The 20,641-nt window shown below is 54.3% G+C and carries 20 protein-coding genes; 11 read left to right on the forward strand and 9 right to left on the reverse strand.

The annotated features are described in order from the left end of the window. Positions 1–43 precede the first annotated feature (43 nt). From lolC to JOE25_RS04240, 7 genes are all read left to right on the forward strand, one after another. Positions 44–1,246 (forward strand): lipoprotein-releasing ABC transporter permease subunit LolC, encoded by a 1,203-nt coding sequence (gene lolC / locus JOE25_RS04210; protein ID WP_209632858.1) that lies wholly within the window; start codon positions 44–46, stop codon positions 1,244–1,246. Then, positions 1,239–1,943: a lipoprotein-releasing ABC transporter ATP-binding protein LolD gene (gene lolD, locus JOE25_RS04215; protein WP_209632859.1), complete on the forward strand. Its 705-nt coding sequence runs from the start codon at positions 1,239–1,241 to the stop codon at positions 1,941–1,943. Before lolC ends, lolD begins: the two co-directional genes overlap by 8 nt. Continuing rightward, on the forward strand, positions 1,943–3,190 hold the full coding sequence (gene lolE, locus JOE25_RS04220; protein ID WP_209632860.1) for a lipoprotein-releasing ABC transporter permease subunit LolE: 1,248 nt from the start codon (positions 1,943–1,945) through the stop codon (positions 3,188–3,190). Before lolD ends, lolE begins: the two co-directional genes overlap by 1 nt. A 55-nt stretch (positions 3,191–3,245) precedes the next feature. Then, the gene (nagK, locus tag JOE25_RS04225) at positions 3,246–4,166 is read left to right on the forward strand and encodes an N-acetylglucosamine kinase (protein WP_209632861.1); all 921 of its coding nucleotides are present in this window, start codon (positions 3,246–3,248) and stop codon (positions 4,164–4,166) included. A gap of 11 nt (positions 4,167–4,177) precedes the next feature. Continuing rightward, the gene (gene cobB / locus JOE25_RS04230; protein ID WP_209632862.1) at positions 4,178–5,014 is read left to right on the forward strand and encodes a Sir2 family NAD+-dependent deacetylase; all 837 of its coding nucleotides are present in this window, start codon (positions 4,178–4,180) and stop codon (positions 5,012–5,014) included. A gap of 257 nt (positions 5,015–5,271) precedes the next feature. Further along, positions 5,272–6,501: a peptidase T gene (gene pepT, locus JOE25_RS04235; RefSeq protein WP_209632863.1), complete on the forward strand. Its 1,230-nt coding sequence runs from the start codon at positions 5,272–5,274 to the stop codon at positions 6,499–6,501. Between the two features lie 85 nt (positions 6,502–6,586). Further along, complete coding sequence (locus tag JOE25_RS04240) at positions 6,587–7,675, forward strand: malate/lactate/ureidoglycolate dehydrogenase (protein WP_209632864.1); 1,089 nt, start codon at positions 6,587–6,589, stop codon at positions 7,673–7,675. Positions 7,676–7,725: 50 nt separating this feature from the next. On the opposite strand, the gene JOE25_RS04245 is transcribed toward JOE25_RS04240, so the two are convergent. The 3 genes from JOE25_RS04245 to phoP form a co-directional block, all read right to left on the reverse strand. Then, positions 7,726–8,847 (reverse strand): cupin domain-containing protein, encoded by a 1,122-nt coding sequence (locus JOE25_RS04245; RefSeq protein ID WP_209632865.1) that lies wholly within the window; start codon positions 8,845–8,847, stop codon positions 7,726–7,728. 285 nt (positions 8,848–9,132) lie between these two features. Continuing rightward, positions 9,133–10,590 (reverse strand): two-component system sensor histidine kinase PhoQ, encoded by a 1,458-nt coding sequence (gene phoQ, locus JOE25_RS04250; protein ID WP_209632866.1) that lies wholly within the window; start codon positions 10,588–10,590, stop codon positions 9,133–9,135. A gap of 5 nt (positions 10,591–10,595) precedes the next feature. Continuing rightward, positions 10,596–11,267, reverse strand: a complete 672-nt coding sequence (phoP, locus tag JOE25_RS04255; protein WP_020826469.1) for a two-component system response regulator PhoP — start codon at positions 11,265–11,267, stop codon at positions 10,596–10,598. Positions 11,268–11,678: 411 nt separating this feature from the next. Between phoP and JOE25_RS04260 the strand changes: the two genes are divergently transcribed. The 3 genes from JOE25_RS04260 to JOE25_RS04270 all read left to right on the forward strand — a co-directional run bounded on the left by JOE25_RS04260 (position 11,679) and on the right by JOE25_RS04270 (position 14,485). Then, the gene (locus tag JOE25_RS04260; RefSeq protein WP_209632867.1) at positions 11,679–13,196 is read left to right on the forward strand and encodes a PLP-dependent aminotransferase family protein; all 1,518 of its coding nucleotides are present in this window, start codon (positions 11,679–11,681) and stop codon (positions 13,194–13,196) included. Positions 13,197–13,317: 121 nt separating this feature from the next. After that, a complete protein-coding gene (locus tag JOE25_RS04265) occupies positions 13,318–13,770 on the forward strand; it encodes a GNAT family N-acetyltransferase (protein ID WP_209632868.1) in 453 nt (150 codons plus the stop codon). Between the two features lie 13 nt (positions 13,771–13,783). Further along, positions 13,784–14,485 (forward strand): GNAT family protein, encoded by a 702-nt coding sequence (locus JOE25_RS04270; protein WP_209632869.1) that lies wholly within the window; start codon positions 13,784–13,786, stop codon positions 14,483–14,485. 45 nt (positions 14,486–14,530) lie between these two features. Here JOE25_RS04270 and purB read toward each other — a convergent pair whose 3' ends face one another. The 6 genes from purB to rluE all read right to left on the reverse strand — a co-directional run bounded on the left by purB (position 14,531) and on the right by rluE (position 19,191). Beyond that, on the reverse strand, positions 14,531–15,901 hold the full coding sequence (gene purB / locus JOE25_RS04275; protein ID WP_061807620.1) for an adenylosuccinate lyase: 1,371 nt from the start codon (positions 15,899–15,901) through the stop codon (positions 14,531–14,533). 22 nt (positions 15,902–15,923) lie between these two features. Continuing rightward, complete coding sequence (hflD, locus tag JOE25_RS04280) at positions 15,924–16,550, reverse strand: high frequency lysogenization protein HflD (protein ID WP_209632870.1); 627 nt, start codon at positions 16,548–16,550, stop codon at positions 15,924–15,926. 2 nt (positions 16,551–16,552) lie between these two features. Continuing rightward, positions 16,553–17,656: a tRNA 2-thiouridine(34) synthase MnmA gene (gene mnmA / locus JOE25_RS04285; protein ID WP_209632871.1), complete on the reverse strand. Its 1,104-nt coding sequence runs from the start codon at positions 17,654–17,656 to the stop codon at positions 16,553–16,555. 95 nt (positions 17,657–17,751) lie between these two features. Beyond that, a complete protein-coding gene (locus JOE25_RS04290) occupies positions 17,752–18,198 on the reverse strand; it encodes an NUDIX hydrolase (RefSeq protein WP_209632872.1) in 447 nt (148 codons plus the stop codon). A 9-nt stretch (positions 18,199–18,207) separates the two neighbouring features. Beyond that, positions 18,208–18,543: a hypothetical protein gene (locus JOE25_RS04295; protein ID WP_209632873.1), complete on the reverse strand. Its 336-nt coding sequence runs from the start codon at positions 18,541–18,543 to the stop codon at positions 18,208–18,210. Positions 18,544–18,564: 21 nt separating this feature from the next. After that, a complete protein-coding gene (rluE, locus tag JOE25_RS04300; protein WP_209632874.1) occupies positions 18,565–19,191 on the reverse strand; it encodes a 23S rRNA pseudouridine(2457) synthase RluE in 627 nt (208 codons plus the stop codon). Positions 19,192–19,323: 132 nt separating this feature from the next. Between rluE and icd the strand changes: the two genes are divergently transcribed. After that, a complete protein-coding gene (gene icd, locus JOE25_RS04305; RefSeq protein WP_037420531.1) occupies positions 19,324–20,577 on the forward strand; it encodes an NADP-dependent isocitrate dehydrogenase in 1,254 nt (417 codons plus the stop codon). The last annotated feature ends 64 nt before the right edge of the window (positions 20,578–20,641 follow it).

Raw genomic sequence — 20,641 nt, forward strand, 5'->3', positions numbered from 1 at the left:
TCCTTGATCACTTTGCTTAAGCTACGGCCACAAAACGGATTTCATGTATCAACCTGTCGCGTTATTCATTGGCCTGCGCTATATGCGCGGGCGGGCCTCAGATCGCTTCGGGCGGTTTGTTTCCTGGCTTTCCACCATCGGCATTACGCTGGGGGTGATGGCGTTGGTCACCGTATTGTCGGTGATGAACGGTTTTGAAAAGGATCTGGAGAACAACATTCTCGGCCTGATGCCGCAGGCGTTGATCACTAGCCCTCAGGGGTCGATCAACCCGCAACAAATTCCTGCCTCGGTGGCGCAGGGGCTGCAGGGCGTTAACCGCGTTGCACCGTTAACCACCGGTGACGTGGTGCTGCAAAGCGCTCGCAGCGTGGCGGTGGGGGTTATGTTAGGGGTAAACCCGGACGAAGCTGATCCCTTGACGCCGTTTCTGGTGAACGTCAAACAGCAGCTGTTACAGCCGGGCCAGTACAATATCATCCTTGGCGAACAGCTTGCCGGGCAGCTTGGCGTCAAACGCGGCGATCCGCTGCGGGTGATGGTGCCGAGCGCCAGCCAATTTACGCCGATGGGCCGCATTCCCATTCAACGTCTGTTTACTGTGGTCGGCACTTTCCATGCGAACAGTGAAGTTGATGGTACCCAGATGCTGGTCAATCAGCAGGATGCTTCACGCCTGCTGCGCTATCCGGCAGGCAATATCACGGGGTGGCGTTTGTTCCTGCAACAGCCGCTGACGGTTGACACGCTGAGCCAACAAAAATTGCCTCAGGGCACCGAATGGAAAGACTGGCGCGAACGTAAAGGCGAGTTGTTCCAGGCGGTGCGCATGGAGAAAAACATGATGGGGCTGCTGCTCAGCCTGATCGTGGCAGTGGCGGCGTTCAACATTATTACGTCACTCGGTCTGCTGGTTATGGAAAAGCAGGGTGAAGTCGCCATTTTGCAAACACAGGGCCTGACACGTCGACAAATCATGGCGGTGTTTATGGTGCAGGGCGCGAGTGCGGGCATTATCGGCTCGTTGCTCGGCACGCTGTTAGGCGTGCTACTGGCCACCAACCTGAATAATCTGATGCCGATTCTTGGCGCATTGATTGACGGCGCATCGTTGCCGGTGGCGGTTGACCCGTTGCAGGTGACGATCATTGCCGTGGCGGCGATGGCGGTTTCCCTGTTGTCCACGCTTTACCCTTCATGGCGCGCTGCCGCCGTACAACCCGCTGAGGCTTTACGTTATGAGTAACCATCTTTTGTTGCAGTGCGACAACCTGTGCAAGACCTATCAGGAAGGCAACCTGCATACCGACGTACTGCGCAATGTCAGTTTTGCTATGCAGCCGGGCGAGATGATGGCGATTGTCGGTAGTTCAGGCTCCGGCAAAAGTACCTTATTGCACCTGTTGGGGGGGCTGGACTCCCCAACCTCCGGCGAGGTGATCTACAAAGGTCAGTCAATGAATACCTTGTCTTCGGCGGCCAAAGCCGAGCTGCGCAACCGCCAGCTTGGCTTCATCTATCAGTTCCACCATCTGTTGCCGGACTTTACTGCACTGGAAAACGCCGCAATGCCGCTGTTGATCGGCGGTATAAAGCCGGCACAGGCGCAAGAAAAAGCGCTGGAGATGCTGGCGGCGGTCGGGTTGGCAAAACGCAGCAAGCACCGGCCTTCAGAATTGTCCGGCGGTGAGCGCCAGCGCGTGGCCATTGCGCGTGCGTTGGTGAATAACCCGTCGTTGGTGTTAGCGGATGAGCCGACCGGTAATTTGGATAAACGTACGGCCGACAGCATCTTTGATCTGCTCGGTGAGTTGAACGTGCGCCAGGGTACGGCGTTCCTGGTGGTAACCCATGATCTGCAACTGGCGAAGCGTCTTAGCCGCCAATTGGAAATGGCCGACGGCCATCTGCAGGCCCAGTTGACCCTGTTGGGGGCTGAGTAATGGCGGGTGCGTCACTTTCCTTTCTGACGGCTCTGCGTTTCAGCCGTGGGCGCAAGCGCGGTGGCATGGTGTCGTTGATCTCGGTGATCTCCACCATCGGGATCGCCTTGGGCGTTGCCGTGCTGATTGTTGGCCTGAGCGCGATGAATGGTTTTGAGCGCGAACTGAAAAACCGTATTTTGGCCGTGGTCCCCCATGGCGAAATCGAACCGGTGAAACAGCCATTTAAAGATTGGCCGTCGATTCTGCAACGGGTAGAAAAAGTGCCAGGCATAGCGGCTGCCGCGCCTTATATTAACTTTACCGGCCTGATGGAAAATGGCGCGCAACTGCGTGCGGTCGGGGTCAAAGGGGTTGATCCGCAGCAGGAAAACCAACTCAGTGCGTTGCCGAAATACGTCCAAGGCGATGCCTGGGCTAATTTTAAAAGCGGTGAGCAGCAGGTGATCCTGGGTAAGGGCGTTGCTGATGCATTGGGCGTCAAGCAGGGCAGCTATGTGACGGTGATGATCCCTAACAGCGATCCGCAAATGAAGCTGTTGCAACCGAAGCGTATCCGTTTGCACGTAACGGGTATTTTGCAGCTCAGTGGCCAGCTCGATCACAGCCTGGCGATGGTGCCCCTGGCCGACGCTCAGCAATATCTGGATATGGGCGACAGCGTGACGGGGATTGCCATCAAGGTTAACGATGTGTTTGCCGCCAATAAGCTGGTGCGCGATGCGGGCGAAGTCACCAACGCTTATGTTTATATCAAGAGCTGGATTGGTACCTATGGCTACATGTACCGTGATATTCAGATGATTCGCGCCATCATGTATCTGGCAATGGTGCTGGTGATCGGCGTCGCCTGTTTCAATATCGTCTCCACGTTGGTGATGGCGGTGAAAGACAAGAGCGGTGATATTGCGGTGCTGCGTACTCTGGGTGCCAAAGACGGCTTTATTCGCGCCATCTTTATCTGGTACGGTCTGCTGGCCGGGCTGGTGGGCAGCGTCAGCGGGGTCGTGGTGGGGGTTATCGCGTCGTTGCAACTGACCAACATCATTAAAGGAGTGGAAAAACTGATGGGGCATTCATTCCTGTCGGGCGATATCTACTTCATCGACTTCCTGCCTTCTGAGTTGCACTGGCTGGACGTGTTGATTGTACTGGTGACGGCGTTGGTGCTCAGCCTGTTGGCAAGTTGGTATCCAGCCAGGCGTGCCAGCCGTATTGATCCGGCACGCGTATTGAGCGGTCAATAATCAAAATCAGGGGAGGCAGCGATGCCGCCCCATTTTTTTAGCCTAAGGGTGGGTTATGTACTACGGTTTCGATATGGGCGGCACCAAGATTGAGCTGGGCGTGTTTGATGCAGACCTGCAACGCATTTGGCAAAAAAGGGTGCCGACACCGCGTGACGATTATCAGCAGCTGCTGGCAACGTTGCGCGATCTGACCTTTGAGGCGGATGCGTTCTGTGGCCAACAGGGCATGGTGGGTATCGGCATTCCGGGGCTGCCCAACGACGATGATGGTACGGTATTCACGGCTAACGTCCCGGCGGCGATGGGGCAACGCTTACCACTGGATCTGGCTGAGCTGATTGGTCGTGACGTGCGTATTGATAACGACGCCAACTGTTTTGCGCTGTCGGAGGCCTGGGACGACGAGTTCCGTCACTATCCAACGGTGTTGGGCATTATCCTTGGCACCGGGGTGGGCGGCGGGTTGATCGTCGACGGCAAAGTGGTCTCCGGGCGTAACTATATCGCTGGCGAATTTGGCCATTTCCGCCTGCCGGTGGATGCGCTTGACGTGCTGGGGCATGATATACCTCGCGTTCCTTGTGGCTGCGGCCATCAAGGTTGCATCGAAAATTACATTTCTGGTCGCGGTTTTGAGTGGATGTACGCCCACTTTTATCAGCAGCACTTGCCTGCACAGCAGATTATTGCGCATTATCAGTCGGGTGAGCCGCAGGCGGTGGCTCATGTCGAACGTTTTATGGATGTTCTGGCGATATGCCTGGGCAATTTACTGACCATTATTGATCCACATCTGGTGGTGATTGGTGGCGGGTTATCGAATTTTGAAGCCATCTACCAGGCGTTACCCGAGCGTTTACCCGCGCATCTGTTGCGTGTGGCCAAGTTGCCACGAATTGAAAAAGCGCGCTATGGGGACGCGGGTGGCGTACGTGGGGCTGCGTTCCTCAATTTGGTTCACAGGGAAAAGTAAGGAGAGAGTTAATGCACACTCGCCATCGGCTGTGTCAGTTTCGCAAGAGTAAGCATGTGCTGCATCAGCGCTTTCGTTCGCGGATTTTTCATCGCGATACCATGGCGGCGGCCGAGCTGAAGAAGCCGTTTGTCGTGGTGTTGACCGGGGCCGGGATCTCGGCCGAGTCAGGTATCCGTACTTTCCGCGCCGCAGACGGTTTGTGGGAAGAGCACCGTGTGGAAGATGTCGCTACGCCGGAAGGCTATCAGCGCGATCCGCAACTTGTGCAGGCGTTTTACAATGAACGCCGCCGGCAGCTACAGTCCCCGGAGATTGCCCCTAATGCGGCACACCGCGCATTGGCGGATCTGGAAGCCTGGTTGGGGGATAACTTCCTGCTGGTGACGCAGAATATCGATAATCTGCATGAGCGTGCCGGCAGTTCGCGCGTGTTGCATATGCACGGTGAACTGTTGAAAGTCCGCTGCACCAGTTCCGGGCAGGTATTCGACTGGCCGGAGGATCTCAGCGTGGACGATCGCTGCCATTGCTGCCAATTCCCGGCGCCTTTGCGGCCACACGTGGTGTGGTTCGGCGAAATGCCGCTGGGCATGGATGAAATCTATCAGGCGCTGGCCAAGGCCGATTTCTTTGTGGCTATTGGCACTTCGGGCCACGTTTATCCGGCTGCGGGTTTTGTACACGAGGCACGCTTGGGCGGCGCGCACACCATGGAACTGAATCTGGAGCCCAGCCAGGTAGAAAGTCAGTTTGATGAAAAACACTATGGTCCTGCCAGTGCGGTAGTACCACGGTTCGTGCACAAATTCCTGGTTGGGAAAGTCGAAAGAGCCGATCAACCTTAACGCTGGTTTCAGGGCGCAGCCTGTGGCGTCCTGAACTTTCTCCTTCACACCTTGATGTTTGCCCGCCTGCTTAGCCGCTTTGCGCCACCGGCCTACCCATGTTGTTCAACGCTCCACCATCGATGAACGAACCCGCACCGCTGTAATTATCACTGCAATTAATGATTTCCGTTAAATCTGGGTAAAAATGACCTGTCTCAATATTTGATCCGAACCGGTTCCGCATAATGAAACGCGATATTCTGAGGGCGGATACCATGGATAAACTACTAGATCGCTTTTTTAACTACGTCTCATTCGACACGCAATCTAAAGCGAACGTCAAACATGTGCCGAGCACCGACGGGCAATTGAAGCTGGCGCGCGCGTTGCAGCAGGAAATGATTGAATTGGGGTTTGAACGGGTGTCGCTCAGCGAGCATGGCTGCGTTATGGGCACCTTGCCGGGGAACGTTGCCTGGCCCGTGCCGGCAATTGGGTTTATTTCGCATCTGGATACGTCACCAGACTTTAGCGGAAAGCACGTTAACCCGCAGATCGTCGAGAATTACCGCGGTGGCGATATTGCGCTCGGCATCGGCGATGAAGTGTTATCACCGGTGATGTTTCCGATCCTGCACCACATGTTGGGGCAGACACTGATCACCACCGACGGTAAAACGCTGCTCGGTGCTGATGATAAAGCGGGTATTGCCGAGATATTGACCGCCATGGTGCGGCTACAACAGCGTAAGATCCCACACGGTGATATCCGCGTGGCCTTCACGCCGGATGAAGAGGTCGGTAAAGGCGCTCGGTTGTTTGACGTTGCAGAGTTCAATGCCGAGTGGGCCTATACCGTAGACGGTGGCGGCGTGGGTGAACTGGAGTGTGAAAACTTCAATGCGGCGTCAGTAACGGTGAAAATTGTCGGTAATAACGTGCACCCGGGGAGCGCCAAAGGGGTAATGGTGAACGCACTGTCTCTCGCGACCCGTATTCAGCAGGCACTACCGGCGGACGAAACCCCGGAAACCACCACGGGTTATGAGGGGTTTTATCATCTCAGCAGCCTTAAGGGGAGCGTTGAACGCGCCGAGATGCACTACATTCTGCGAGATTTCGAGCGTGACGGTTTTGAAGCGCGCAAACGCCGGATGATCGAGATCGCTCAGCAGGTGGGTAAAGGCCTGCCGCGTGATTGCTATATTGAGGTGGCGATCGAAGACAGTTATTACAACATGCGCGAGCAGGTGGCTGAGCATCCCCATGTGATTGCGCTGGCGCAACAGGCAATGCGCGACTGTGATATTGAACCTGTCATGAAGCCCATTCGTGGCGGCACCGACGGGGCACAGCTGTCGTTCCGCGGTTTGCCGTGCCCGAACTTGTTTACCGGCGGTTATAACTACCACTGCAAGCATGAGTTTGTTTCCCTGGAAGGGATGGAGCAGGCGGTGGCGGTTATTATGCGCATCGCGGCGCTGACGGCCGAACGCGCAAAATAACACCGATTACACTCGTTATAATTGCTTGCCGCAACAAGGGTTTGCTCCTAGTGTGGGACATATATCCAGCACTAGGAGCCTTATCATGAGCACTGAACACCGTATCGATCGCCAATGCCTTGAACAGTTTGTACAGGCTATTTGGCGCCATGCCGGCAGCACGGAGCGGGAAGCCGCACTGGTGGCGGATCATTTAGTCCAGGCCAATTTGGCTGGGCACGATTCGCATGGCGTCGGCATGATCCCAAGCTACATGGCATCGTTGGCGCAAGGGCATTTACAACTGAATGTCCATGCTCAGGTGGTGCGCGATGCGGGGGCCGTGCTGACGATTGATGGTGGCCAGGGATTTGGCCAGGTGGTGGCCAGCGAAGCGATGGATAAAGGGATTGAACGCGCTCGGCAATTGGGGCTGGCGGCGGTGGCGTTGCATAATTCACACCATATTGGCCGTATTGGTCACTGGGCTGAACAGTGTGCACGTGCCGGTTTTATCTCCATTCATTTTGTCAACGTGGTGGGCGATCCCATGGTGGCGCCGTTCGGTGGCAGCGATCGTCGTTTTGGCACTAACCCATTCTGCGTCATTTTTCCCCGTCCCGATAAACAACCGCTGTTGTTGGATTTTGCCACCAGTGGCATTGCTTTTGGCAAAACGCGCGTGGCCTACAACAAGGGCCAGAGCGTCGCGCCTGGTTATCTTATCGATCACCAGGGGCAACCAACGACGGAGCCTTGCGTGATGCACGAGCCGCCGTTTGGCTCGCTGTTGCCCTTCGGTGCGCATAAAGGGTATGCGCTGGCCACGTTGTGCGAAATTCTCGGTGGTGCGCTGTCCGGTGGGCGTACCACCCATGACGCGACGTTGAAATCTGACAGCGACGCCATATTCAACTGTATGACCACCCTCATTCTCAACCCGGAGGCCTTTGCTGCGCCGGAAATGCAGAATGAAGCAGAGGCGTTTATCGACTGGGTGAAGGCTTCTCCCCCAAGCGACGGACAGCCGATTGCAGTTCCCGGGGAATGGGAGGCGGCGAACCGCGTGGCGCGGTTGCAACAGGGCATCCCGATAGATGCAAATACCTGGCAGCAAATCTGTGCGGCAGCGCAACAGGTCGGAATGCCGGACCATGAACTGGAAAACTACCGGACGAAGGTCTTACGGGGATAAAAAAAGCCACCCGCCGAAAAGCGGGTGGCTTGATGAGACAGTACTCAGCTTCAGTCTTTAAAATACCAATAACCGTTATTAACCAGCGCGGTCAGCAGCGCCAGGAATGACGGGTCGTCAATGGCATCGCCGAGCATGGCAGCATCAACGCTGAAGTTCTGGCACATGGCATTGGCAGCCTGCAGGTGCTCGGTATCCATCAGTTCACCGTTCGCAAAGCACTGGTCGCCTACGCGCAGTACGCGCAGTCCACCCAGGCGTTGCAAAGGTTCGCCCTGTTGCAGCAGTTCGTAAATTTCCCCGGCTTGATAAGGCGGCTCCGGCGGCGCAGCATCCAGTTCGTGGCGCGTCTGGGAGATAAACTCGCCGAACCACTGTTGGAAGTGCTCGGGTTGCTGAACCAAATCCAACATCATCTGGCGTAATGCGTCGACTTCCTGCGGTAACACCTCTGCCGGTTGTTCACGCAGTTGGATCTCCGGGTCGCTGTAGCGTTTACTGCCCAGTTCGCGTGCAAGTACATAGTCAGCAAAGCCGCTGACCAGCTCACGAGCATTCGGTGCGCGGAAGCCTACAGAGTAATTCAGGGCATTTTCCAGCGCGTAGCCTTCATGTGGGAAACCTGGCGGGATATACAGAATGTCACCCGGTTCCATTTCTTCATCAATAATGGCGTCGAACGGTTCTACCTGCAGCAGGTCAGGATGAGGGCAGTGCTGTTTCATCGGCACTTTTTCGCCCACACGCCAGCGGCGACGGCCCGTACCCTGAATGATAAAGACGTCGTACTGATCGAAGTGAGGACCAACGCCACCCCCCGGGACCGAGAACGAAATCATCAGGTCGTCCATTCGCCAGTCAGGCAGTTGACGGAATGGGCGCATCAGCGTGCTGGAGGGCTCATGCCAGTGGTCGACTGCCTGAACCAGCAGTGACCAGTTGTTTTCGCTCAGGTGGTCAAAACTCTCGAATGGGCCGTGCGCAACCTGCCAGCGGCCGTCCTGGTGGCTGACCAAACGGCTGTCCACTTCGTTTTCCATCGCCAGCCCAGCCAGCTCGTCCGGGGAGATCGGATCGATAAAGTTTTTGAAGCCGCGCTTCAGAATCACCGGACGCTTTTGCCAATAGCGTTGCAAAAAATCGTTCCAGTCCAGATCTAATTGATAATCCATGTTCTATTCCAGGATAGAGGAGTGAGCCTGAGTGCGATTATACTCGTCATACTTCAAACTGCATCTTTGTTGGCTACGCTTAGTTACGTGGCCCGTCCATGGGCCACGCCCCTGCGGGGCCGCTGCAACCAGCGTTCAAATCTGCTCCCGGCAGATTTGTCACCCAAATCACTGACTTTAGTCAGCTCACCGGGCTTTGCTCGCTTGCCGTCGCCATGCCATTCGAATTATGTAGAGTATATAACGGAAGATTGGCCCCGGGGATCGGGGCCTGAACAACAGAATTTACTCGTGGTGGTGAGAGTCGTGCTGGCGAGCGAAAGTGACCTGCATGCGGGCCCCTCCCAATGGGCTATCGCTAATGGTGATAGAACCGTCGTACTGCTCAATGATCTCCGCTGCGACTGACAATCCCAGACCCTGGCCAGGGCGAAGCGTGTCTACCCGCTGGCCGCGTTGGAAGATCAGTTCGCGTTTGCTTTCCGGAATGCCTGGGCCATCGTCATCGATGACGATAGTGAGGAATTTATCGGAGTGGAGGGAGGTGATTTCAACGAACTCCAGGCAGTATTTACAGGCGTTTTCCAGCACGTTGCCCATGACTTCCATAAAGTCGTTTTTCTCCCCCATAAAAGTCACTTCTGGTGAGATATCCAGCGTGATCACCACGCCTTTACGTTGATAGACCTTGTTCAGCGCCACGGTGAGGCTGTCCAGCAGTGCTGGCACCGAATGGATTTCACGCGTCAGTACCGTCTGCCCCGAGTTGATACTGGCACGGTGCAGGTAGTAACCAATTTGCTGGGAGATACGGCTGATCTGATCGAGCATGATAGGCTCAACTTCCTCAATCGTGGTCTGCTTGCCGGTACGCAGTGAACGTAACGTGGTTTGCAGCACCGCCAGCGGCGTCTTCAGACTATGCGTGAGATCGGAAAGCGTGGTGCGATATTTGGTGTAACGTTGACGTTCGTTACGCACCAGAATATTCAGATTGCGCACCAGCCCGCGCAACTCACTGGGGGGATTCTCGTCGAGTTGGTCACGTTCACCGTTTTCCAGCTCTCCGACCTGATTCACCAGTGCCTTGATGGGGCGCAGGCTCCAGTAAGCCGCCAGCCAAAGCAAGGGGACCACCAGCAGTAAGTTGGCCAGCAGCACATAGCTGAACCATTCCCAAACCACATCCGAACGCTGAAGCTCTTGCGGAATGGTGTCGACCACCACGATGCTCAGCGCCGGTAACCTGGCCGTTGCCGCGTAGGTGTTGACCGCCACGGAGTGGGTCAATGCGTTTTGATCGTTGTCGTCATAATCTTTGAGCTGATCTTGCGTTTTGGGATTGTTGCCCAGCACTTCGCTACTGACGCGGGTATCAGTATCAATTTCGTAGAAACCGGATTCCTCCAGCCACTCTTTATTGATGCGTTTTTCCAACTCTGGCACCTGACGCTGGCTCCACAACAGGTTGCCTTTATCATCGTAAATGAAAACCAAAGTAGGGAAGTTGAGATCAATATCCGGTGGAATGGCGATGGTTAACTTGTTGTTATTCCATTGAGCCAGGCTGAAGAACAGATTGCTTTCACCGCGCAGCAAACGAAAGGCGGTTTTGTCGAAACTGACAATATAGCCCACCACGGCCACCAGACCATAAGACAGCGACAGCGCCAGGATCACCCCGGCGGTTGCCATCAAAAAGCGGGCGCGCAGTGAAAACGGTTTTTTATCCTTGTTGAACATGATGTTCACTTCGCATCAAAACGATAGCCCTGGCCACGTACTGTGGTGATCACTTCCTGTGGGTATTCCGCCTGCAGCTTTTTACGCAACCGGCCCATTAGCACGTCGATGGTATGGCTTTCACGCAGTTCAGCATCTGGATACAGTTGCAGCATTAAGGAATCTTTGCTGACCACCTTGCCGGCGTTGCGAATTAAGGTTTCGATAATCGTGTATTCAAACGCGGTCAGTTTAATTTGCTGTTCGTTGACGCTGAGCTCGCGACGCGAGAGATCAATTTGGAACGGCGGTAAAACGATGACCTGTGAAGCAAGGCCGCTATTGCGACGCATCAACGCCTGCATACGGGCGATGACTTCTTCCAGATGGAACGGCTTGGTGACATAGTCGTCGGCGCCGGCTTCCAGCACGGCCACTTTGTCTTGCCAGCTCTCACGCGCAGTCAGTACCAGAATCGGCAGCTTCATCTGGTGGGCACGCCAGCGGCGGATCAGGCTCAGACCGTCTTCACCGGGCAGGCCAAGATCGACAATGGCGATGTCTGGCGCATGTTCTTGCAGGAAATAGTCGGCTTCCTTGGCATCTTCCGCTGCATCAACCTGGTGGCCCATTTCACGCATCTGTACAGAGAGGTGGTGGCGCAACAAACCATTATCTTCAACAACCAGTACTCGCATGACAGACTCCTGTAGAGTGGCGGGTGAACATCCTGTCACCCGCGCTATAAAAGGTAACACGCTCTTTGGCGTATACGGGATAGCGCGGTAACCATACCCATCTGATCGTGTTGACGTTATGGTAGGTATAACCTGCACTTATCGCAAGGGACGCAGAACCTTGGTTAAAAATAAGCGCTATCTATTTTTTGTACGCCGCCATTATCGGCAACGCCCGATAAACGCAGGATAAACAATGGCGGGGCAAAGCTAAACCAAACTTAAACAGAAGAGGCCGTTAACCAGAAAACCCAGGCATTTTGTTCAGGTTACGTCAGGGCGGGTACCGCGCTGTACGGTTGTGACATAATTCCCTGTATCACAGTAACTCTTGGTGTGGGCCGCACCGGCCTATCTTTGACTCGGAACACTATGAAGCCCAGCAGCGACAATAAGCAGCACGCGACGCAGGATGCGATACACGTGACCTTTACCCGGCATTTACGGCAAGGATTGACGCGTAAAGCCGCGTTGCACCTGACGATTAAGCAACTCGCGATCGCCGGAACGCTGGGGTATTTGGCTAAACTTCCGCCCAGCCGCACGTTGGCCGTACGGCTGGCTATTTCGCGCGATACCGTCGAGTTAACCTATGCCCAACTGGAAGCCGAAGGCTACATTGCCCGAGCCGTAGGGCGTGGCAGCTTTGTCAGTTATCAGCAAAATACGTTGATCGGCCGTGAGTTGTTGGCTTCGGAGAAGACTGAAAGCACCCTCTTGGTAGAACGGGAGCTTAGCGCACATGGCCGTTCTCTGCTGGTTGCTGCGCATACTCCCCATACCTGCCGTAATGGTGCACTGACCCCTTCATTGCCCGACTTGCGGCTGTTCCCCATCGAAAGCTGGCTACAGCTCGAAAGACAGGCCGTGCGTCAGGGAGCCGAGTCTCTGTTAGGCTATGCCGATCCTCAGGGGCTGGTGGAGCTAAGAGCAGAAATTATTGACTATCTGCGCCGTGAGAGGGGGGTTAAAGCCAGTGCGGAGCAGGTGATCGTGGTGACCAGTTCCCAGCAGGCGTTATCGCTGTGTACCCAGGTCCTGTTTAACCCCGGCGACAGCGTCTTCGTTGAGGAACCCGGTTATCAGGGGGCTAAAAAATTGGCTCAGTCTGCGGGGTTAATCACATATCCGATCGGTGTGGATCAATCCGGTATGGATATTGATGCGCTGATTCAGGCGGACGCGGGAGCCCGGGGGGTGTATATCACGGCCTCTCACCATTATCCGTTAGGCCATTCGCTCAGCATAGAAAGAAGGCTGAAACTTTTGGCGTGGGCACAGCATGAAAAAGCCTGGATTATTGAAGATGATTACGATTCTGAATTTAATTATAACGGCCTGACGACCGCCTCATTGCAAGGGTTGGATCAATATCAACGGACTTTATATATTGGCACCTTCAGTAAAACCTTATTCCCGGGATTGCGTATTGGATTCCTTATCGTTCCTCCGCAGTTAATTAAACCTATGGTGGCGGCAAAGCAATTTCAGGATGGTTATACGTCTGCATTACCACAAATGACGTTATTCAAATTCTTACATGGCGATTTTTATGCCGAACACTTAAGGAACATGCGCAAGATATATCAGGCTCGGCTTGAGATTTTGCATGCTGCAGTTCATCAGTATCTTGGTGCCTGGACTCAGCCGCTGTTGCCGCAGGGCGGTCTGCAGCTGGTATGCCCGCTGGCAGACGCAGCCACCGAGCGGCGGTTGATTCATGCTGCCGCGGCCCAAGGAATGAAAGTCTACGGGCTGATTGACTTTTATACTCATAAACCCAGTAAAGGGGCATTGGTCTTCGGCTTTGCTGCCTATACACCGGATGAGATTGTAAAATTTATCAAAAGGTTATCATCTATTTTTGGCGAACTTCAAGCACCTGCTTAAAGGTGATAGTCCCGCCAAATTGGTCTGCTTACTGTTATTAATTGGTCTGTATTCAGCCTTGAGTGGTGGGTGTATCCTGCTGGTATTACGTTATTTTTTCTCAGAAAACCCGCGAGGATCTATGCGCCCAATCAACAATGAAGTTGTAGTACGAAAAATACAAAGCGATGACAAATCACAGTGGTTGGATCTTTGGCAAGGCTATCTTCATTTTTACCGTGCGGAGGTTCCGGCGCAGGTCACCGATCATACCTTTGAACGGTTATGCGAAGGGCATCAGGTTTACGGCCTGGTGGCGGAAGATAAAGACGGCACATTGTTGGGATTAATGAATCTGATTTTTCACCCATCAACCTGGAGCTCTGCCGGTTATTGCTATATTGAAGATCTTTATGTTTCACCGGCGGCGCGGGGTAAGAAAGCGTCCGAAAAGTTATTCGAGCAAGCTTATCTGCTGGCGAATGAAAAAGGCAGCGATAGGGTTTATTGGATGACACAAGAATATAACGCCCCAGCGCGCTCACTGTACGACAAAGTAGGCCAAAGAAGCTCGTTTATTGTTTATAACCGTTAGCGGCGGAGAATATATGATGATCAATCAATTCGGGCAGCCGGTCGGTGAGTCATTATCCGAGTGGCGAGCGGCGAAACGGCCCGCAGGGGAAACCCTGGCAGGGCGCTTTTGCCAGCTGAAGCTGCTTGACCCACAGCGAGATCATGCTGCGTTGTTCCACGCCTTCCAGCAGGCGCCGGATGGCCGGGACTGGACCTATTTGTCGATAGAACGGCCTGAGAGCCCAGCGGCGATGTTGCAACACCTGACTGCGCTGCAGGCGAACCCCACACTGGTGAATTTGACGGTGTTTGACCGTGAAAGCGGGCTTCCGGTTGGGACGGTGGCTTATATGCGTATCGACGAAGGCAACGGCGTGGCGGAAATTGGCCATGTCAGCTGGTCACCGGCGATGAAGCAGCGTTCAAGCGCCACCGAAGCGATTTATCTGATGTTAAAGCACGTGTTTGAGGATTTGGGCTATCGTCGCTGCGAGTGGAAGTGTGACAGCCATAATGCCCCCTCCAGGCAGGCCGCGGCGAGATTTGGTTTCAACCATGAGGGGACATTCAGGTATGCAGTGGTCACCAAAGGCCGCAGCCGGGATACCGACTGGTTCGCGATGACGGTTGACCGGTGGCCGGCTATCAACGCCGGGTTTGAGCAATGGCTAAACCCCGATAACTTTACTGCGAACGGGCAGCAGAAAAAACGATTGCAGGATTTTATGGAATAAAAAAGGCGGCCAAACGGCCGCCTTTTTTGACTTGAAACCAAGCCGTTACTTCAGTTCATCAACCATGGTCGCGGCGCGACCGATGTAATTCGCTGGAGTCATGGCTTTCAGGCGCGTTTTCTCTTCTTCCGGCAGGGCCAGCCCATCGATAAATGCCTGCATGCCCGCGGCATCCACACGCTTGCCGCGAGTGAGCTCTTTCAGCTTTTCGTACGGTTTTTCGATGCCATAACGGCGCATCACGGTTTGGATAGGCTCGGCCAGCACTTCCCAGTTGTGATCCAGTTCGTCTAACAGGTGTGCCTGATTCACTTCCAGCTTGCTGATGCCTTTCATGGTCGCCTGGTAGGCGATCAGCGCATAACCCAGGCCAACACCCAGATTACGCAGCACGGTGGAGTCAGTCAGGTCGCGCTGCCAGCGGGAAACCGGCAGTTTGCTGGCCAAATGACCCAATACCGCGTTAGACAAGCCCAGGTTACCTTCAGAGTTTTCGAAGTCGATCGGGTTGACCTTGTGCGGCATGGTAGAAGAACCGATTTCGCCAGCGATGGTTTTCTGCTTGAAGTGATTCAGGGCGATATAACCCCAGATATCACGATCGAAGTCGATCAGGATGGTGTTGAAACGCGCCACGCAGTCAAACAGTTCTGCGATGTAGTCGTGCGGTTCAATCTGCGTGGTGTACGGGTTCCAGGTGATGCCCAGAGACGTAACGAACTCTTCGCTGAAGACATGCCAGTCCACTTCAGGGTAAGCGACAATGTGGGCGTTATAGTTGCCGACAGCACCGTTAATTTTACCCATGATTTCCACGCGCTCAAACTGACGGAACTGACGTTCCATACGGTAGGCTACGTTGGCGAATTCTTTCCCGACGGTAGACGGCGTTGCCGGCTGGCCGTGGGTACGGGACAGCAACGGAATATCACGGTATTCCAGCGCCAGGCCCTTGATTGAATCGATGATTTTACGCCAGTACGGCAGCACCACGTCCTGACGCGCGGTTTGTAGCATCAGTGCGTGCGACAGGTTGTTGATGTCTTCTGAGGTACACGCAAAGTGGATAAACTCGGACACCGCCTGCAGGGCAGGGATCGCTTCCACTTTTTCTTTCAGGAAATACTCAACCGCTTTCACGTCGTGGTTGGTGGTGCGTTCGATAGTCTTGATGCGTTGCGCGTCTTCTTCGCTGAACTCTGCGACGATTTTGTCGAGGAAAGCGTTTGCGTCGGCGTCAAAAGCCGGAACTTCCTTGATTTCTGCGCAGGCGGCCAGTTTTTGCAGCCAACGTACTTCAACCTGCACGCGGAATTTCAGCAGACCGTATTCGCTGAAAATGGCGCGCAGTGCGCTGACTTTATCACCGTAGCGTCCATCAACGGGTGAGACGGCGGTCAGTGAGGATAATTCCATCGGTAGCAACTCCTGGGATCTATTAACAATGAGCAACGATATTTTGCGCCTGTTTGAACAGACGATTACGGGAAAACATTAACTGCAGGCGGCTGCCGCCAACCTGTTGCCACAGCACGGCGGCACGGATGCCCGCCAGCAATGTGGCACGAACCTTGGCCTGCACCTGCGGGTTTTGCAAGATAGCCGGCGAGCCGGTGACCTGGATACGTGGCCCGAGCGGACTGACCACGTCGACATAAATGCCGGCCAGTGCGCTGATAATAGTGTCGGATTCCAGATCAAAATGCGCCAACTGACGTTCAAGTTGACCAAGACGTTCACCAAGCTGGTTCATCGCCTGTTTATTGGCGTTGAGTTTGCGCTCCAGCACCATCAAGCTGATGGTGTAGCGAGTCAGTTCTGCCCCCAACCCTTTATTATTGGCATTGAGCACGCTCATCAGCGTCTCAAGACCCACTTTCAGATTACGCTCTTCACCACCAAAGACGGCCAGCGTGGAAGACGGGTCCATCTGCAGCAGGCTGCTTAGCGAGAGATGAAAGGCGTCGCGATCGCATTGGCCTTCGTGCGCCAACTGTTGGACCATACGCGCGGCCTGGCTGATTCCGGCCATCGCCAGCGTAATGTCATAATAATTCTTCGCCACGATTACTCCTGTAAACGCTGTTCGATAATGCCGCCGCCGAGACAGATTTCATCCTGATAGAACACGGCAGACTGGCCTGGGGTGACAGCGGCGACCGGCTCGTCGAAACGCACTTCAATACGTTCTTCGTCAAGCGGGGTGACTGTGCATGGAATATCCTGTTGGCGGTAACGCGTTTTCACCGTACAACGGAAGGGGCCAGTCAGTGGCAGACGGTCGACCCAATGTAGCTGTTGTGCGATCAGACCGACGGACATCAGACGCGGATGCTCATGCCCTTGGGCGACCACCAAAATGTTGTTGGCAACGTCTTTGTCGACGACGTACCACGGATCTTCACTGCTGTCCTTCATGCCGCCAATGCCCAGCCCTTTACGTTGACCCAGGGTGTGGTACATCAAGCCCTGATGTTCACCGACGGTCTGGCCGTCGACAGTGACAATGGGGCCTGGTTGTGCAGGCAGGTAGCGGCCGAGGAAATCACGGAATTTGCGCTCGCCGATAAAACAGATACCGGTAGAGTCTTTTTTCTTGGCGGTGACCAGCTCAAGCTGTTCGGCGATGCGACGCACCTCAGGCTTTTCCAGTTCACCGACCGGGAACAGGCTTTGTGCAACCTGCTCGTGGCTCAGGGTATAGAGGAAATAGCTCTGGTCTTTGTTACCGTCGACACCGCGCAGTAAGCGGCTTTTGCCCTCTACGTCCTGGCGACGTACGTAGTGACCGGTGGCGATAAAATCGGCGCCCAGATCTTCTGCGGCGAATTCCAGGAACGCTTTGAATTTGATTTCTTTATTGCACAGAATGTCTGGGTTCGGCGTACGGCCGGCTTTGTACTCTTCCAGGAACAGTTCAAAAACGTTGTCCCAGTACTCTGCCGCGAAATTCACCGTATGCAGTTCGATACCGAGTTTGTCGCATACTGCCTGCGCATCGGCCAGATCGGTCGCTGCGGAGCAATATTCTTCGTCATCGTCTTCTTCCCAGTTCTTCATAAACAGCCCAGCGACCTGATAGCCCTGTTGCTGTAACAGATAGGCAGTAACGGAAGAGTCGACGCCGCCGGACATACCGACGATTACTTTTTTCTGGCTGTTGTCTGACATGGGGATCTCACGAACTTGAACACGAACCGTGCTGATAAAAAACAAGCGCAGGATTTTACCACGTTGGCCGCGCCGGCGCACGGCACTTATTTATCTTAGAACGGCCAGTTATAGCTACTGACCAGCGACAGCGGATAACGTTCCGGCTGTTGATAACAACGAACGCTTTCCGCTACCAGCGCGGAACGCAGGTTAGGGGCCTGCAATATTTCGTCGGCAGTCAGCCACAGACAGCGATCGATATCGCTGTCGTGCGGCGCTGTTGGCAATTGCTGCTCCAGCTCGATAACAAAGCAAAAGCGCAGAAACGGCGTATTGTCCGGTGCGATCCATTGATGCAGCTTGAGGAATGATTGCGGCGTGGCACGGATGCCGGTTTCCTCCCACAGTTCGCGTTCAGCGGCCTGCACCAAGGTCTCGTCAGCCTCGAGATGACCGGCTGGCTGGTTCCATAATGCCTTGTTGTTGATGGTTTCTTCGACGATCAAAAACTTTCCAGCGGCGTGAACCACGCAGGCAACGGTGACGTGCGGTTTAAACATGGCGGCCTCTTACAGCGGTTTGTTAATGTGCTGATAGATATCATCCAACTCGGCAATGCGAGTTTTGTAACTGGCGGACAGGCAATTGACGTCGCTACCGCACAGTTTACGCTGCTCTAACCAGCTTTGTTGTTGGTCTAGCATCTCTCCGCTCACCCCCATGGCGAACAGGCCGTGCAAAAACTGGTATTTTGTGGCCATTTCCACATCTTTGTCGCTTAGTGTACGGCTGGCGCAGATCGCCTTTTCATCGGCGTTGACGGCTTTGGCGCAGTCGAAACTGGCAGCCTGTGCGACAGAGACGGAAAGCAGAGTGGTGAACAGTAGCGCGGTTAATGTTTTCATCGTTGCTGCTCCAGAGGCCAATTACAGTGAATCCAGGATTTTCCATTCACCGGGTTGCAGTTCACCCAATGAAATATCGCCCATACTGTAGCGAATCAGCCGCAGGGTAGGAAAGCCGATATGTGCAGTCATGCGACGCACTTGGCGGTTTCGGCCCTCATACAGGGTGATTTTTAGCCAGGCGGTAGGGATCGATTTACGTTCGCGGATTGGCGGGTTGCGTGGCCACAACCATTGTGGTTCTGCGACCAACTCCACACCGGCAGGCAGCGTAGGGCCATCTTTGAGCGTGACACTGCTGCGCAAGGGCGCCAAATCGCTTTCCTGCGGCGTACCCTCGACTTGTACGTAATACACTTTGCCGGTGCGTTTACCCGGTTGGGTAAGCTGTGCCTGTAGCTTGCCGTCATTGGTTAATACCAATAACCCTTCACTGTCGCGATCCAGGCGTCCGGCGGCGTAAACATCAGGAAAAGGAATGAATTCTTTCAGCGTCGCGCGGCCTGCTTCATCGGTAAATTGCGGGAGCACATCGAATGGCTTATTGAATAACACGACACGACGCGGGCCCTGTGCTACAGCGGGTTTAGCGGACTCAGGCTTGCTGAATCGTTTAACTTTGTGATTTTTAACAGAGAATTTTTTCATAACAGTTGAGATTACGGATGATAGGCGCATTATAACCGAATCCGTTTCGGATTGGCGCGGACAGAAAATTCCAGTAGTATCTACACGCATCTTACAAAGCATTAACAAAAATTGCGCTTGAAGGAGAGGTTGATGGAAAGCAAAGTAGTTGTTCCGGCAGAAGGTAAAAAGATTACGGTCGATGCCCAGGGTAAACTGGTTGTTCCGAATAACCCGATCATTCCGTTTATCGAAGGCGACGGTATTGGCGTTGACGTTACCCCTGCTATGATTCACGTGGTTGATGCAGCAGTGAAAAAAGCCTACCACGGCGAACGTAAAATCTCCTGGATGGAAATCTACACCGGCGAAAAATCCACTCACGTTTACGGGAAAGACGTGTGGCTGCCGGAAGAAACCCTGGATCTGATCCGTGACTACCGCGTTGCCATCAAAGGCCCGCTGACGACCCCTGTCGGTGGCGGTATTCGCTCCCTGAACGTGGCCCTGCGCCAGCAACTGGACCTGTACGTGTGTCTGCGTCCAGTGCGTTACTACCAGGGCACCCCAAGCCCGGTTAAACAGCCAGAGCTGACCGACATGGTGATCTTCCGCGAAAACGCCGAAGACATCTATGCGGGTATCGAATGGAAAGCCGGTTCTGCTGAAGCAGACAAAGTGATCAAGTTCCTGCGCGACGAAATGGGTGTGAAGAAAATCCGTTTCCCAGAGCAATGCGGTATCGGCGTGAAGCCATGTTCTGAAGAAGGGACCAAACGTCTGGTTCGTGCAGCGATCGAATACGCTATCACCAACGACCGTGACTCTGTGACCCTGGTTCACAAAGGCAACATCATGAAGTTCACCGAAGGTGCCTTCAAGGATTGGGGCTACGAACTGGCACGCGAAGAGTTCGGCGGTGAGCTGATTGACGGCGGCCCATGGCTGAAAATCAAGAACCCGAACACCGGTAAAGAAATTGTCGTTAAAGACGTGATCGCCGATGCCTTCCTGCAGCAAATCCTGCTGCGTCCGGCTGAATACGACGTGATTGCGTGTATGAACCTGAACGGTGACTACATCTCCGACGCCCTGGCCGCACAGGTTGGTGGTATCGGCATTGCACCGGGTGCCAACATTGGTTCTGATTGCGCACTGTTCGAAGCGACCCACGGTACTGCACCTAAGTATGCTGGCCAGGATAAGGTGAACCCAGGTTCCATCATCCTGTCTGCAGAAATGATGCTGCGTCACATGGGCTGGTTCGAAGCGGCTGACCTGATTGTTAAAGGCATGGAAGGCGCCATCGCTGCCAAGACCGTGACCTATGACTTCGAACGCCTGATGGATGGCGCTAAACTGCTGAAATGTTCAGAGTTTGGCGACGCTATCGTTAAACACATGTAATTGTGTTTTAGCGTTGAATGATTACGGGAGCTTATGGCTCCCGTCTCTTTCCCCCCTCCAAAAA

The organism is Serratia sp. PL17, assembly GCF_017832355.1.
GTDB lineage: Bacteria > Pseudomonadota > Gammaproteobacteria > Enterobacterales > Enterobacteriaceae > Serratia.